At 39.0% G+C, this 15,479-nt stretch carries 12 protein-coding genes; 1 reads left to right on the forward strand and 11 read right to left on the reverse strand.

Going from position 1 to position 15,479, the window contains the following annotated elements; translation table 11 throughout:
* Positions 1–55 precede the first annotated feature (55 nt).
* The 7 genes from IGI38_RS15075 to IGI38_RS15105 all read right to left on the reverse strand — a co-directional run bounded on the left by IGI38_RS15075 (position 56) and on the right by IGI38_RS15105 (position 9,829).
* On the reverse strand, positions 56–1,366 hold the full coding sequence (locus tag IGI38_RS15075; protein ID WP_438732113.1) for an MFS transporter: 1,311 nt from the start codon (positions 1,364–1,366) through the stop codon (positions 56–58).
* Positions 1,363–2,190: a radical SAM protein gene (locus tag IGI38_RS15080; protein WP_438732114.1), complete on the reverse strand. Its 828-nt coding sequence runs from the start codon at positions 2,188–2,190 to the stop codon at positions 1,363–1,365. Before IGI38_RS15080 ends, IGI38_RS15075 begins: the two co-directional genes overlap by 4 nt.
* Before the next feature lie 88 nt (positions 2,191–2,278).
* Complete coding sequence (locus IGI38_RS15085; protein WP_438732116.1) at positions 2,279–4,654, reverse strand: glycyl radical protein; 2,376 nt, start codon at positions 4,652–4,654, stop codon at positions 2,279–2,281.
* Positions 4,655–5,177: 523 nt separating this feature from the next.
* On the reverse strand, positions 5,178–5,768 hold the full coding sequence (locus tag IGI38_RS15090; protein ID WP_438732118.1) for a helix-turn-helix domain-containing protein: 591 nt from the start codon (positions 5,766–5,768) through the stop codon (positions 5,178–5,180).
* Between the two features lie 135 nt (positions 5,769–5,903).
* Positions 5,904–6,710 (reverse strand): pyrroline-5-carboxylate reductase, encoded by an 807-nt coding sequence (proC, locus tag IGI38_RS15095; RefSeq protein WP_438732120.1) that lies wholly within the window; start codon positions 6,708–6,710, stop codon positions 5,904–5,906.
* 425 nt (positions 6,711–7,135) lie between these two features.
* A complete protein-coding gene (locus IGI38_RS15100; protein ID WP_438732122.1) occupies positions 7,136–8,563 on the reverse strand; it encodes a glycoside hydrolase family 1 protein in 1,428 nt (475 codons plus the stop codon).
* Entirely contained in the window at positions 8,564–9,829 is a 1,266-nt protein-coding gene (locus tag IGI38_RS15105; protein ID WP_438732124.1) for a PTS sugar transporter subunit IIC, read from the reverse strand.
* Positions 9,830–10,011: 182 nt separating this feature from the next.
* On the opposite strand from IGI38_RS15105, the gene IGI38_RS15110 reads away from it, so the two are divergent.
* Complete coding sequence (locus tag IGI38_RS15110; RefSeq protein WP_438732125.1) at positions 10,012–10,857, forward strand: MurR/RpiR family transcriptional regulator; 846 nt, start codon at positions 10,012–10,014, stop codon at positions 10,855–10,857.
* Between the two features lie 133 nt (positions 10,858–10,990).
* Here the strand turns inward: IGI38_RS15110 and IGI38_RS15115 are convergent, their stop codons facing one another.
* Genes IGI38_RS15115 through IGI38_RS15130 form a run of 4 tightly spaced genes read right to left on the reverse strand, consistent with a single transcriptional unit; the run spans position 10,991 to position 15,476 of the window.
* Positions 10,991–11,728: a winged helix-turn-helix domain-containing protein gene (locus IGI38_RS15115; RefSeq protein WP_438732127.1), complete on the reverse strand. Its 738-nt coding sequence runs from the start codon at positions 11,726–11,728 to the stop codon at positions 10,991–10,993.
* A gap of 59 nt (positions 11,729–11,787) precedes the next feature.
* Positions 11,788–12,018: a hypothetical protein gene (locus IGI38_RS15120; protein ID WP_438732129.1), complete on the reverse strand. Its 231-nt coding sequence runs from the start codon at positions 12,016–12,018 to the stop codon at positions 11,788–11,790.
* A gap of 13 nt (positions 12,019–12,031) precedes the next feature.
* Positions 12,032–15,094: a WxL domain-containing protein gene (locus IGI38_RS15125; protein ID WP_438732130.1), complete on the reverse strand. Its 3,063-nt coding sequence runs from the start codon at positions 15,092–15,094 to the stop codon at positions 12,032–12,034.
* Entirely contained in the window at positions 15,078–15,476 is a 399-nt protein-coding gene (locus IGI38_RS15130; protein WP_438732132.1) for an LPXTG cell wall anchor domain-containing protein, read from the reverse strand. Before IGI38_RS15130 ends, IGI38_RS15125 begins: the two co-directional genes overlap by 17 nt.
* Positions 15,477–15,479 lie beyond the last annotated feature (3 nt).

Here is a 15,479-nt window from a genome sequence, read left to right on the forward strand (position 1 = left end):
CAAGCTAAAAGCTAGAAAACCTTGCGTTATTTGATCCAGAAAATTTTTCATCGCTTTAAGCGACTTCTGCTTCTGTTTTAATAGCTTTATCGACACTGATACTATCAATTTTTTCTTTACGTTTTTTCAAAATCAATGAAGCGCCGACACCTAATACTGCCCAAACAACTAACCAGACCAGCATCATATCGAATCCTAATTTTACATTGCCAATGCTTTCACCATATGTGATGAAACGACTTACTACAGGCGGAACAAAAATCTCTGGTGTCAGAGCGATTAATGAAATCAATCCGGTTGCCATTCCAGTCGTTTCTACAGGGATACCTGCATCTCCTAAAATCGACCAATACGTTGATTTGATAACATTGGTCATATAGGACAAAATTACTGTTGCTACAATACAAACGGCTGTTAATGTACTAGTAAAGAAAATCGCTACGACACTGATCGCAAGTCCTGCATAGACCAGCATCATTCCCTGACCTTTTGTCTTGAATTTATCAATGATCACCCCACCGGATAATCCAGCAACAAAGACAATGATGTAACTTCTAATGATCGAAAGCGTACTGGAAACACTTGGAGTAAGATGTAATACTCGCGTACAATAAGTCCCGATAAACCCATTCACTGTGTGCCACAATGCGTAACCGCACATAATAACGAAAATACAAATCCATGTTGAAGAACTCGTTAATGTTTTGAACGCTACACTGTCTTTGAATGAGGTTTTTGTTTTTACGCCGCCAGTGTTTCCAGCTGTTTTCTTTTCTTCATTAGGCATGAAAATCATTACAGCCACCGTCAATACAGCAAAGACGACCGCATTGATCGCTAACAACATTCGAAAACCAGCGACTTCTGAACTGAACAATGCTACAACTGCTAAGCAGCCCATCGCGATCAAGGTTTGACCGATCCCTCGCAGACTTTCACTAACGCCATAGATTCGACCTTGTTCTTCCTCCGAACCAAGCTGCCGAATAGCGGTCAAATAAGGTGACCAAAATGTCCCCACACTAAACACACCATACAAGGCATGGATGATCAATAATGATGTAAATCCTGGTAACAGGAAATACCAGATGGTTGTCGCTGTCATACCGATCGTTGAAGCAAGCAGCAACTTCTTGGTGCTGAATTTTTCTGCTAGAAATCCGCTCGGTGCATAGCAAAGTACATTGAATATGCCATAAATCGAACCAATCGTCCCTAACTGAATATCGGTCAAACCTAAAGCCACTTTCATCTGATCATAAAAACTAAAACGTAATAAGGGTGTCAAGAATACCATTCCGGCGATCAAACTAAGTATCAATAATATCAGGTTGCGTTTGCCTTTACTTTTCGGCTGTTCACTCATAACACTTTCTCCTTTTCTTGCTGAATTACCTTTCCAGCTATCTTAACTGGAAAAGACAGGTCCAAATCTTTCAAGAAAGAAACGCGCTCATACGCTTCTTCATAGCTCATCGCCGGAAGATGCTTCAACGGATAATCTCGTTGTAAATTATCGTACGTCGCTTGTCCTAGACGATGATACGGTAGAAATTCCAATTCATCACAGGTAGCTAAGCTCTCACAAAATTCTGCTGTGTTTAGAATATTCTCATAGGAATCGTTGATCTCCCAAATCAATGGTACTCGGATACACAGTGACTTATCCTTACAATCCTTCGCTGCCTGAATAGTATTTGCTAAAATCGTCCTATTACTGACACCGGTCCATTTTTTATGATCAGCGTCATCCATATTTTTCAAATCAATATAGAAGCCATCCAGATATGGTAATATCTTCGCTGCCTCCCGATAGTTGCCATACATATCCAGCTCCGCCATAGTATGAAGTCCGTTCTCTTTGCATTGAATCAGAACTTCACGAGCGAAATCCGCCTGCACTAAGACATCCCCGCCACTCAGAGTCACACCGCCGCCGGTATGATGATAGAAGATCTCGTCTTTTTCGATTTCCTTCATCACTTCAGCTAAAGTCATTTGTTTGCCATAGATACATTTTTTCCCTGTCGCGGCATTAAAACACAGCTCTGGTGTCTTTTTTTGTGATTCTGGCGTGGAACACCACTGGCAACGCAACGGACAACCCTTGAAAAAGACCACTGTTCGTAACCCCAAACCATCATTGGGTGAAATTTTTTCTATTCTAAGAATTTGTGCTGTTTTCGCCACTGAGATTCTACCCTTTCAAAAAAATCTGCTGGCAGTAATTGGCGGACTGCGAACTACTTGCCAACAGATATTTCCCTATTTTTTTGTGTTAAACTGCGACATGGGCACTACGTGAAATGATATCGTCTTGTACCTCTTTACCCAGCTCAACAAAGTATGCTGTATACCCCGCAACCCGAATCAGCAGTCCTTTATAATCTTCTGGACTTTCTTGGGCTTTTAATAGAACATCACGATCGATCACATTGAATTGGACGTGGAATACACCTAATGAACACATACTCTTCAAGAAGCCCATCAACGCTTGTGTTGATTGTTCACTCTGATTGAAGACAGGATCTAACTTCATGTTCAACAAGGTTCCTTGGTTAAACCGAGCATGCGGCACGTACGATACAGACTTGATGATCGCGCCCATTCCTTCAATATCAGTCCCTGCACTTGGACTTACACCATCCGCCAATGGCAAGCTTGCATTTCGACCGGATGGCAGAGCACCAACTTCTAGACCAAACGGCGTATTTCCTGATACTGGTAAAATACCAGCAGTCATGTGACCGTATTTACTATCGTAGGATTCGATCAAATCTGAAATATACGTGAATAGATCACCCGTTAGTTTATTTACGTCATCGTCGTCATTTCCATATTTAGGAGCTTCCATACACATTTCTTGGATTTCTTCATAACCAACAAAGTCGGCTTTGACTGCTTCCAACAGCTGATCCATTGTGAGTGATTTTTCGTCATAGACCAAATGCTTTACAGCAGAAACGCTATTCATCAAATCAGCAACGCCAATCGCATCTAGCCCATTACCAATATTGTATTTCGCTCCACCCCATGCATAGTCTTTCGCATTCGTAATACATTCCTCAAAAGTCATCGATAAGGCTGGACAAACACGTTCCAAACAAATGTCGTCATTCACATGATTTCCCGCTACCATCGCATTGATAACAAAGCGGATTTGTTCTTTGATCGCGTCTAAGAACTGATCAAATTCAACAAAGCTACGAGGATCACCTGTCTTAGCAGATGCTTGCACTCCGTATTTCGGACTCACACCATCATTCAAAGCAAACTCAACGATCGAACCTAAGTTGTAATCCGCATAAGAGGTGTAGCAGCGCTGCTTCCCGGCTAGATTCGTTTCCACACAACCACATGGATTCCAGTTATAAGCTTCCTTCAAAGGAATCCCTTTACTTAACATCATTTGGATACCCACTTCATCACTGTGGAAAGCTGGGAATCCGGTACCCAGTTTCATCAGCTCAACGACCTTTTTCAAGAATGAATTCGGATTGCGGGCCATATTGTAACGAACGGATAGAGACGGTTGATATAATTGAACATCCATCGTTGCCTGTAGGATCATGTAGGAAAGATCATTGACTGCATCCATCCCGTTCTCGTCGACCCCGCCAACACAAACATTTTGGAACATTGGATAGCCTGCGGAGAATTGGGCAGTGACCTCATCTTGGAAAAGACACGGTTCACTGAATTTCACCCATAAGCAGTCCAGCAATTCTTGCGCTTGTTCCTCTGTTAAATCTCCCGCTTCTACATCAGCTTTATAGAAAGGATACAAGTATTGGTCCATCCGACCTGGATTATAGCTGGCTGCATTTTGTTCCATGAAAATACATGTTTGGTAGAAATACAGTGATTGGATGGCTTCACGGAATGTTCTGGCAGGTTTTTCTGGTACATGTTTACAAATTTTTGCGATTTCTAGAAGTTCTTCTTTACGCTTCGGATCAGCTTCCGCTTCAGATAACCGCACTGCTTCCGCTGCATAACGTTTAGATAATTGAAGTACGCCATCTGCACTGTACTCTAAAGCACGCAGGTACGTTAATTTGTCATAATGCCCTGGTTTCGTGATATCCAACGTTGCTCGAACTTCTGAAATTCGTCGTTGAATTCCTTCGATTCCTTCAGTGATGATCAGCTCATAACCAGCAGTCGTTTCACCCCAGCCACGAACGGCCTTCCGATTGATGTAAAGGACGCCGCAGTCACGTAAAATTTTCGTATCTTCTGGAATTTGTTTTAACCATTTTTCAAAGGTTGACTTACCTTTCCAATAGGGCTTAACTTCATGGTTAAAACGCTCCCGATCCTCATCAGTTAAATAGAACGGGTCGTATTCCCGTGTACTAATCGTATCTAACTCATCTTCTAATACAGACCAGCAAGTATCCGGATTAAGCAAGCCGCCTCTTTGTTTACTACCGGAATTTCCGACAACCAACTCGTCATCCCAGATTTTTACTGTTTTTTCCAGACATTGCTTCCGAAAAGCAAAAGCTTTTTGAACCACAAATGGTTCTCCCTCTGATTCTTGAAATCCTCTAGTTAGAAGTACTGCGTTTTCTAGATCCATTTCTGGACGTGTGCTCATTACTCGATCTTTCAAGCGATTTACACGTGTCATATAAGACTTATTTGTCATTCCTGTTTCCTCCAATTAATCATCATAATTTCTACATTTTTCAACCCTCATAAGCGATTCATTTAAAGCTTAGCCGTGAGAAGTTTTCACCATTTTAAAGTTTACAAGTTCACCATTGAGCAATAGAGTCCACACTAATTTTTAAGAACCTCAATAAAAAGTCTATCTGTTGATTTTACTATTTATCCTCCAATTACTTTTCGAATAATGACAGAATTTTCCTCCAATCTCTCTTTTCTATTTTTGCTGCGATCGCATTATTTTCTCACCAATAAGATACCACCTTGAGAATCATTTAACAAGATAAATTTTCCTTTAAGAAAGATAAATATCTTATTTTGTCATTTAGAGGTGCTGAAAAAGCGCTCAGAAAGCGCTCTATTTCTATTCAAAAAGCTTTTTATTTTCAATTTTTTATAACAAATCTTTTTGACAGAATAAAGAGAGAAAATTCGAGCGTATGATTCCTCTAACGTAAAAAGAGGCGCAGAAAGGTATATACCTTTCTGCGCCTCTTGATTGTTTAAAATTCGCCTATTTCGATCCAGTAACTGATTGATTCATCATCGAATGAATTGGTGATCGCGTGTTTTGTATTCGCTCGAATCATGATACATTCACCTTCTTCAAGTACATATGAGTCAGTGTCCTCTAAAATCAATTCCAGTTTTCCTTTTGCGACAACACCAAATTCATCATAGCTGTGTACTGAATAATGCTCACCTTTCATATTTCCAGAGATCGTCATCACATTCATCTTAAAATGAGGATTTTCTTCATACAGGGATTCAAAGCTTAATACATCCGTCATCCCGTAAATTGGTAGACGTTCCTCTTTTTTTAAGATATATGATTTATTCTTGTTCTCATTTGTAAGCTTCTCTGATTCTTCCTTATCGATCATTAATTCATTTGCGGTTATTCCTAAAACGAAACAAATCTTTTGAATATTTTTAGCTGAAGGATTGACTGTCCCTCGTTCGATCTTACTTATATAGCCTGCGGATATACCAGCTTTTTCAGATAATTGTTCAAGAGTCAGCATCTCTTCTTTACGTAATTGTTTTAATTTTTTTCCCATCATTTGATAATCTGTCATTACTTCATATCCCATCTCTTAGGTTATTCTTCGCAAGTGTAAGCATTATAATATTATAGACTACGCTTTCTATGAAAGCAATATTTGAGATAGATGGGAAATTAGCAAAAAAATAAGAGCACTTTTAGTAGCAAAGTGCTCCCCAGCTTCTTAAGCTTCGCTCAATTCCCTACAACGTTGCACACAGGCTTTGATTCCTTCATCAAAAGCTCGGTTAAAGCCTAGTTCATCCATTTTATCTAACGCAGCCAAGGTCGTACCACCAGCTAAACGCAAACGATCCTCCAATTCTTGAGGTGTTGATCCAGAATTCATCAACATTTCCGCACTGCCTTTCATTGTCTGGGCAAACAATTGGAGAGCAGTGTCTTGATCAAACCCCATAGCTACCGCTGCATCTACAGCAACCTTTGCCATCCGATAGAAAAAGGCCGGCGAAGATCCATTCAACGGAACTACCTCACACATTAATGATTCAGAAATCTCTTTGACAATCCCACAGCTAGAAAGAAAGTCATAAACTTTCTCAAAGTCTTCAGCTGTTACAGCAGATGATCTCGAAACAGTAAATGCACCCATTCCAACCTGAGCAGTTAAGTTAGGCATACAGCTCACTGCTTTGACAGATTCCCCTATATGCTCCTTATACCAGTCTGTACTGATCCCAGCAGCAACAGAAAGAATAACCGTCTCCTCTGATAATGCACTCTTTAGTTCAGCAATGATGCGATCAATTACCTGAGGCGTTACTGCTACGACTACCACAGGTGCTTTATCAACTAGTGAGCGGATTGATTCATAAACTGTATAGCCTTTTTCTTGAAAACCGTTCCGCACTTCTTCTGAAACATCGAAGATCCCAACCTCTGAATTCGCGTAAACACCGCCTTTTTCTACACCACCAAGAATTGCTTGGACAATATTTCCTGCCCCAATAAATCTAACTTTTGCTGTCAAAATACTCACCCTTTCAATCGAATAGTTTTTCCCACAACTTCAAGTTTTTAACAACGAAAGAACGAAATTCAATGCCGTTCTCACATTCTAATCAACTTCGCGCTAAGTATAGCTTGCGAATTTTATTGTGTCAAGACAAAAAAAGACAAAAAATGATAATTGTATTTTTAAACCTAAAATAAAAAGGGGCCTATAACTATATTGGTGAATTATATTTCAAATGCATTTTTTGAAAATTTTATACGTGATGTAGACCAAATAATTATCATCTATTTTACTATCTGAATTTCATTAATCAGCCATATAATACTGAAAAAAACTACGTAAAACGAATGAACTTTAGTTCAAATGGGGTTCAGAAAAATTGAAAAGAAGCCCGTCTTAAATCTCGGACTTCCATACCAATAATTGGATTAGCATAGCCCCTAAAGCTGCTCACCATTGGTTTCGATAACTTTTTTATACCAATCAAAGCTGGCTTTTTTGTATCTCTTTCCACTTCCTTTACCATAATCGTCAATATCCACATAAATGAATCCATAACGTTTACTCATTTCTGAGGACGAACAGCTTACTAGATCAATCGGCCCCCATGGATAGTAACCTATTAATTCTACGCCGTCATAGATCGCTTCCTTCATCTGCTCAATATGCATACGTAAAAAATCAATTCGGTAATCGTCTTGGATGGTGCCGTTTTCGTCAAGCTTCTCATAAAAACCCATGCCATTTTCTGTGATCATTATTGGCAACCCGTAACGATCGTAATGATTATTCAGGGCAATTCTTAGACCGATCGGATCATAGCCCCACCCCCACTCGTTTGTTTTTAATTTAGGATTTCTTTCTGAGGCTTGATCTCCCTCACCGATCATACGAGTATAGTAATAAGAGAACGATACAAAATCGACAGTATTTTTCAGATCCTCTTCGTCATTTTCACCAAAGACTAAATCAATAGAATTTTCTTCAAAATAACGATACATATAGCTTGGATATTTCCCTCGAACCAAAACGTCAGAGTAGAAATACTCAGAAATTTGACTAAATTTCAATGCAGCTAAATTATCCTCAGGCATCGGTGATTTCGAATATGCTGCAGAATAACAAGTCATCATCCCAATTTTCATGTCTGAGTCGATGTCTCGAGCAAGCTTTGTTGCTCTGCCACAGGCGACCATTTCATTGTGCACACCTTGGAATTTGGCTTCTTCTAATTTATCTACTTTGTCAGCTGGAATGCCTAAGTGATTGAAGGATTCAAAACTGCTTAAATTAATTTGATTGACCAAAATCCAGTATTTAACTTTTCCCTTATAACGTTCAAATAGAGTCGTCGCAAGGTTAACAAAAAAATCAATCAACTTTCGATTATGCCAACCATTGTATTTCAAAGCTAAATTCAACGGCATTTCATAATGAGAGACGGTAATTAACGGTTCCATCCCTTGGTTAAGGATTTCATCAATCAATTGATCATAGAATTTCAATCCCTCTTCGTTGGGCTCCGCATCATCACCATTGGGAAAAATCCGAGCCCAGCTGATTGATGTTCTGAACGATTTCATTCCTGTTTCTGCGAGTAAAGCAAGGTCTTCTTTATAGGTATGATAAAAATCGATTCCGGTTCTTTTAGGATAATGCCCTTCTTTATCATTGATTGCATAAAGTATATCCGCTGTAGTTTCTTCCGTATTCGCTTTTTTCTCTACCTCGACATCATCTCTAAAGCGGTTGATATCCGCTACCGACAATCCTTTCCCACCTTCTTCAAAAGCGCCTTCAAGCTGGTTGGCAGCAACTGCTCCTCCCCATAAAAAATTCTGCGGAAATGATTTACTGTTTTTTTTCATCTATACATTCTCTCCTGTCTCTATTTCTAATTGTTTTTTCTCGTATATTTTGAAAAATGGATAATAGATCGCCAGATATATCAAGAAATTCACAATCACAAGTAAGAGTCCTGTGATACTGGCGGTCGCTATCGGTGCAGAAATAAACGATGGAAAATTCCATGCCGCTGCGAATGGGTAACCGATTCCTGCAACGATTCCCGTTTTAAAGGCAACATAAGTTATGACTGTACAAATAATTGGTCCCAAAAAGAACGGAACAATCAGTATAGGATTCAGTACAATCGGCAGGCCAAATAGAATCGGCTCGTTGATGTTGAAGAAACTCGGAACGATCCCTAACCTGCCTAAGCTTTTCAATGCACTGCTTTTTGAAAAACACATTAGTAGACACAAAGCCAATGTTCCACCGCCACCACCGATCCATAAAAATGTGAAGACAAATGGTTGGACACCAAGATTCGGAATGCTTGCTCCGGCAATAACAGCTTCCATATTGGCTGTGGCATTCACAGTCCAAATCGGTGTCATGATCGCACCCAAAACAGCAGGATGAATTCCGAAAAACCACATGATGGCTGTCAAGGATACAAAAACCAGTGGTGACAAAATCGAATTCGATGACGCACTTAAAATTGGTGTCACGATTGAACTGATCAAATTATTGATATTAAATCCTAAGCCATGTACGATGCTCGAAATTCCCAAAGAGGACACAATAATAGGAATCAACAATTCGAAGCTTGCGCTAATATTAGCTGGAACAGAATCTGGCATTTTGATGGATATGTTCTTCTTTTTACAAAAATGCATAACCTCTACTGCTAACAGTGATGCAATAATTGCTGTAAACATCCCTTCGCCACCAAGGTAAGCGGTACTTAGAAATGTTCCTTCATCAAATGCTGAAAAGATCATTGTTGAAAGAAACGTCAATAGCGCACTCAACGCACCATTTGTTTGATCCAACTTGTAAATTTTTGCTAAGTTCGTGCCGATACCAATACATACGTACACTGATAACATGCCTAGTGTCATTTGGTAAACAACCATAAATACGTTTACAATTCCAGCGTTACTTCCCATAAAATCAACATAGGCTTTTGGCCATGGAAAAGTTGGTATCAATAAACAAACCGCCCCAATGATCGTTAACGGGATCGTTATGATCAATCCGTCTCTAATTGCACTCAGATGTCTTTGGTTTGAAACTTTATTCATGATCGGCATCAATTTCTCTTCAATTGCGCCCATAAATGCTCCCATAATACGACTCCTTTTCTTTTTTTGAATAATCATGATTACCATAACCCAATTATATTTAGAGCCTCGAACGTTCTCAACGAAATCCGTTGTCCGCTTTTGGACAACGAGTATAATTGCTCGTTTCTATCGAACGTATCCATCTTTTTACTATGCTATACTGGATAAATAAGGAGACCGAAACCATGACTAATCAGAAAAATAAATACATCCATTTAAAATTAATCGAATATATTTTCAATAAAAAGAAATTTGATACAAAGTTTGTCATCGCTAAATCATTATTAGATCGAATTGATGATTTTCCAGATGTAACCATCGAAGAGATTGCCTACCAAGCAAATACCACTCCTTCAACTATTTCAAAGTTCTGTAAACAATTGGGGTATGACGGCTTTACTTCTTTCAAAAACGATACTAGAAGATATGAGCCTTCAAACTTATTTGATCAGTTTCAACATCTTTTTTCAGAGCAAGGCTTGGAACAATCTATCAATTATTTTTCTAGGCAAAATGACCTGCTTTTTAGAGAGCTTTTTCAAAGTTTTGACGATAAACAAATGGAGCGGATCTCAAAAAGAGTCCTTGCCTCAAAAAAAGTTTCCATTTTCAGTGGAGTACATAGCATGATTGCCGCAAATTTATGTTCTGAGTTATTATTGCCTTTCGGGATTTTCGTCTATGAAGTGGAAAGAGACTCTGACACAGCAATGCTTCAATCATTAATAAAGGAGTCAGATAGTATATTCATTGTTTCTTTGACAAATGAATGGACATTAAAGAACTTAGAATCGTTAGATATTTCAAATGAGGAGCTAAAAAAATTCATTCTGATTACTTATCAAGATTCCACTGTGCCTTTTATTCCTGAAGTTGTCTCACTCGTAAACATTCCAGATATTTTCACTTCCACATACAATTCAATCAGCGGCCTTTTTTCCTTTTTCATTTTGCTTTCCGCTTATTTAGAAAAAACAAACAGTCAACATAACTCCTTTAAGTCATCAACAGATAATCAGATACACCCATGACCTGCGAAATTCTGAATTTTTGTTGAATCCTTACCAATATAATAAAAAGCGATCAAGAGATTGATATATCAACCTTTTGATCGCTTAAAACTTATACTTCTTTTTACCCAAAAAAAGAGATGCCCGCACTTGGTCATCTCACTTGCATAAGGTATTCATTTGTTAATGCGCTTTGCACTAGAAGATACCCTCTCCCCCAAATCGTTTTAAGCGTTTCAGGATCGTAACCAGCCAGCTCTAGTTTCATCTTGATTTTCTTTATCAGTACAGATGACTGTGAAAGGTGCGAATTGTTTGGTGCTTCGTTCCATAAGCTAATGCATAATTCTTCACGCGAAACGACTTCCCCTTTTGCTTGAAGTAAACAATCCAATACCACCAATTCTCGATTAGATAGACTGTTTTTCAGTTTGTCTAAATCCCCCAATGTATTTTTTCTCGGATAGAAGAACACGATATTCGCTTCTTCTTTTTGATAAACCGCTAATTTGTCTGACAGCTGTTCCCGCAAATGATCAATCGAGTGTTCTGTGATGATCCAATCATTAATGCCTAGTTTTTTCATCTGTTCTTCTTCCTTTATAGAAGGCGCACTGTTTAGCTTCCGCAAAAGGATGTGATCCTTGGTCTGCAGGACCGGCAGAATCATTTGAATCTCGTTGTCTGAGATCGTTTCGCTGATAATGACTGTCTTATATAATGTTAAAAACTGCTCTAGCCACTCTTTTTGTACTGCCTCTTGATAATCCTGCACTAAGAGCCGTTCAAATAATTCTACTGTACAAAATACTTCGTAATTCAGATACTGCAACCGTTGCTGCAATTCTTGTTCCAGGACTAGATTCTTGGTCAAAATCAAAATAGGTTTCATCGAATGATCTCCTTTTTTATTTTTTAAAAGGAAGTAAGCGTACACCTACTTCCTTCAGTTTAATTTCCTAAAAAGTAATTCAGCTGTGTTTGCCAATCAAGGTACAAGAAGATTGCGGCAACGATCGCTAGCAGCATGATAAACAATAAGCCGCAATCGACCAATAACACTGTTGATTTCTTGCCATATTCCAATCGTAGACGGCTGTCTTTGATAAAAAAAAGTAAAAAGCTGATCAAACCGCCTAACGCGATCGCGCCGAAAATCCCCAGCCAAACTGGAATCGTCATTTATTATTTCCCCCTATGGCGTGTCATCCAATGACCACGTTAATTTTGCTTTATACACTATTCCCTTTTTTCCTGCATTGGCAGGTAGATTCAAAGAAATCTTGTCAAAGGGCATCCGCAGCTGCCACGTATCTTGACCCTCATTCGGCTGCGCCGTGACTAAGGTCTTTGCAGTTGGTTGTCCAGCAACGATTGTTTCCGTTGATTGAACACTGCTAGGTACATCCACACCAGTAGGCGATGGATCAATCGTTTCCTGCGGGGTATCCCTGTCGGTCACTCTCTCAATCGATAGGTTCTCCAGCTTCAACGATGTTCCTGTACCATTTGGCATCAAGGTATTCGAACTATCTTTAAAATCAGATAACTTCGCAGTTAACTTCCAGCCCACACTAGTCGCACGGTCATCCTTGATTCGAGTGTAGAAACCATCTGTTACGACATTGGTGTTGGTCTGATAATCTACCGCATCGAGACCATACGTTTGTGCCGTATTCTGAACACTCCTAATTCCATGATTGAAATATACAGGAACAGAAGTAATCGCTATGTTTTTACTATCCTTAGGAGTATACGTCTGTTCTTCATCTAAAACTTGAACAGCCCCACCCTTTATTTGAATAGCATACGGACTGCTTGGAGTAGCATCTCTCCATTTTAGTTCACCCTTCGCTTCAAACCATTCCTCTGGATTACCTGTAACAGTTGTCTTAAATGTAATTTTTATCATTTGGCCAGATGCCAAATCACCTAGACTATTGGTTCCATCAAGATCACTTATTGATCCAGTCGTGCCATCGACTTCAATACTACTTGCATCTATAGTCAGTCCTACGGGTAAATCAAGGATCGCTCGAATTTCCTCAGATTTCACTCCACCCACATTTGTAATAATCCATGTCCACTCAACTTCCTCCCCAGAATAGACTTTCTTATCCTTTGGTTCCAAGCTAGATGCTAGATCACTAACAGAGTAAAATTGAATGTTTCCCGCAAACTCCTTAGAGCCACTTGCAGCTCCTTCTGTTAATTGAGAGCCATTATAGTTAAAGCTTAAGTATCTACCCTCTAAAGATTCTCTCGTAACATTAGATAGTTCAATAATATCTCCGTTAGGTGTTAATATTGGACTTCCTATAATAGTTCCATTTGTTGCAGTCAATCCTAACTGATTAGTTGTTTTTAGAATATCTACGTTTGCTTGACCACTCACAACAATTGGTACAGGCAATAATAATTGTTGACCCTCAGCCTTTAGTATGCTTAATTGAGTCAGCCCATATGCGCTAGTAATATCACTAATATTGTTTTCATTGCAATCCAATGACTGTAGTGCGAGATTTTGACTGACATCAATTGTAGCCAACTTATTACTATCGCACTGCAAAGTTGCTAACGCCTCTGCGCCCGCTACGGTCAGGCTTGTTAGTTCATTAGATCCACAATTTAAAGTATTTAATTTTGATAGCTGATTCACATCAAGCTCAGTTACTTGATTATTCCAACAATTCACAAAGTACAATTCTTCCGCCCCATTCAGGACAAGAGACTTCAAGTTATTATTTTGGCAATACAAGGAATACAACTTTTTATTTTGGCTTACATCCAAAGTAGTCAGCTGATTATTTTCACAGTATATTTGATTTAACTCATCTGCACCAGATACGAGTAGACTAACTAATTTACTATCATTAGCTTTTAGTGTAACCAATTTTGAATTTTGTGTTAGATCTAAATTCGTCAGTTGAGTCCTTTGACATTCTATACTAAGCAACATCGTATTCTGACTCAGATCTAAATTCGCTATACCACTGTCGTAGCAATATAAGGATCTTAGCTTTGGATTTTGACTAGTATCTAATGTAACCAACAATGGATTTAAATTTGCATCCAATCTGTCTAAATCATTGGCGCCGGCAAGAATGACATCAACCAATAAGGAACACTGGCAACAATTTACATTTTTTAATTTGGCGTTAGAACTTAAATCCAGTTGACTAATAGAAGTCGACTCACAATTTAAAGTTAATAAGTTTATATTTTGACTAAGATCTATATCTGTTATTGGGTTCCAACCAACATTTAAGCTGGATAACTTTACATTATATGTTAGATCAATAGCATTTATAGAATTATTAATGCAGGTAAGGTTACTCAAATCTAAATTTTGACTGACATCCAAACCAATCAATTGGTTAGCATCGCACAATAAGCTAATCAACTTTGAATTCTGTGTCACATCTAGACTAGTCAATTGATTAGACATGCAATCCAAACTAACCAATTCAGAATTTTGAGTTACATCCAAGCTGCTCAATTGATTAGCTCGACAATTTAGGTTAGTCAGTTTTAGATTTTGGGTTACATCTATACTATTCAATTGACTTGACGCAAAATTTAAAGTTTCCAACTTCAAATTTTGCGTTACATCCAGATTACTCAGTGGATTTGAACTGCAATCTAGAGTAGTCAACTCAGAATTAGATGATATATCAAAACTACTTATTTGATTTTTAGAACAATAAAGAGTTTTGAGATTTGTCGCATATTCTATACCTTTTAAGCTTGTAAGACTTCTGCGTTCAACACGTATGGTAGATAGGTCCGCCAGATCATCATCTGTTAATTGATCTTGCGCCTTTCCATATCCAGACCAAGAACCACCACTATTCGTCGTATTTTTATCTTCACGTAGTAACTTCGCAAAATCAGCATCAATATCCACACCTTCAATCAAGTTCATCGTCTGTGGGCCAATTCCGCCACCTCTGGGTTGTGGTTTAGCTTTCGTCTCATTCTCGTGGGCATCCTCTGTGCTGGATTCAGTTGTAGGTGTATCTTCAGATGATTGGGTCTCTGTTGCTTTTTTTTGTTCACTTTCCGGCTCTTCTTCTATAGTAGAAACTTGAGTAGCCGCTTTTTCTTTGTATTCCTTCAAAGGGTCATCCGCTACCGTACTGAGGGTGGTTTCACCCATGGGGACATTATCAACCGTTTCAGCGTTAACTAAGGAAAAAGGAAGCAATGGCATCAGTAATAGAACTAATCCAAGGGTTTTACTAACTTTCTTGTTCATTGTCTTCCTCCTCCTTTAGTCGTGTGAAAAGAAACAGCCAGAAGCTGCTGGCGACACAAACTAGTCCTGCCCACTGCATTCCCGTCTGTCGGGTTTCTCCCGTTTTAGGCAAACTTTTTCTGCTGCTTACTTGCAGGAAATAGTTCTTCGCGCTGCCTAATGTCAACGGCGGTACATCCACGAGCGGTGCCGGCGTTTTCGGATCAGGATCAGGTTCGTTTGGTAATTTTGGATCAGTCGGATCTGTTGGGTCTTTAGGATCTACTGGTTGTTCTGCTTCAAAACTAATGCCCACTTGATCGTCCAGTTCTTCCCCAAAAACGGAAAGCGGGGAAAACAAGGCGATGACAGAAAAAAGTACCAGCCATTTTTTTCGTTTCACATC

Origin of the sequence: Enterococcus sp. AZ128 (assembly GCF_051714485.1) — a bacterium.
GTDB lineage: Bacteria > Bacillota > Bacilli > Lactobacillales > Enterococcaceae > Enterococcus_A.

What these genes read in the sequence shown, in the direction of transcription:
- IGI38_RS15100 (WP_438732122.1), bottom strand. Translation starts at nt 8,563, where the DNA reads ATGAAAAAAAACAGTAAATCATTTCCGCAGAATTTTTTATGGGGAGGA.
- IGI38_RS15115 (WP_438732127.1), bottom strand. Translation starts at nt 11,728, where the DNA reads ATGAAACCTATTTTGATTTTGACCAAGAATCTAGTCCTGGAACAAGAA.
- IGI38_RS15085 (WP_438732116.1), bottom strand. Translation starts at nt 4,654, where the DNA reads ATGACAAATAAGTCTTATATGACACGTGTAAATCGCTTGAAAGATCGA.
- IGI38_RS15090 (WP_438732118.1), bottom strand. Translation starts at nt 5,768, where the DNA reads ATGGGATATGAAGTAATGACAGATTATCAAATGATGGGAAAAAAATTA.
- IGI38_RS15110 (WP_438732125.1), top strand. Translation starts at nt 10,012, where the DNA reads ATGACTAATCAGAAAAATAAATACATCCATTTAAAATTAATCGAATAT.
- IGI38_RS15120 (WP_438732129.1), bottom strand. Translation starts at nt 12,018, where the DNA reads ATGACGATTCCAGTTTGGCTGGGGATTTTCGGCGCGATCGCGTTAGGC.
- IGI38_RS15075 (WP_438732113.1), bottom strand. Translation starts at nt 1,366, where the DNA reads ATGAGTGAACAGCCGAAAAGTAAAGGCAAACGCAACCTGATATTATTG.
- IGI38_RS15105 (WP_438732124.1), bottom strand. Translation starts at nt 9,829, where the DNA reads ATGGGAGCATTTATGGGCGCAATTGAAGAGAAATTGATGCCGATCATG.
- IGI38_RS15125 (WP_438732130.1), bottom strand. Translation starts at nt 15,094, where the DNA reads ATGAACAAGAAAGTTAGTAAAACCCTTGGATTAGTTCTATTACTGATG.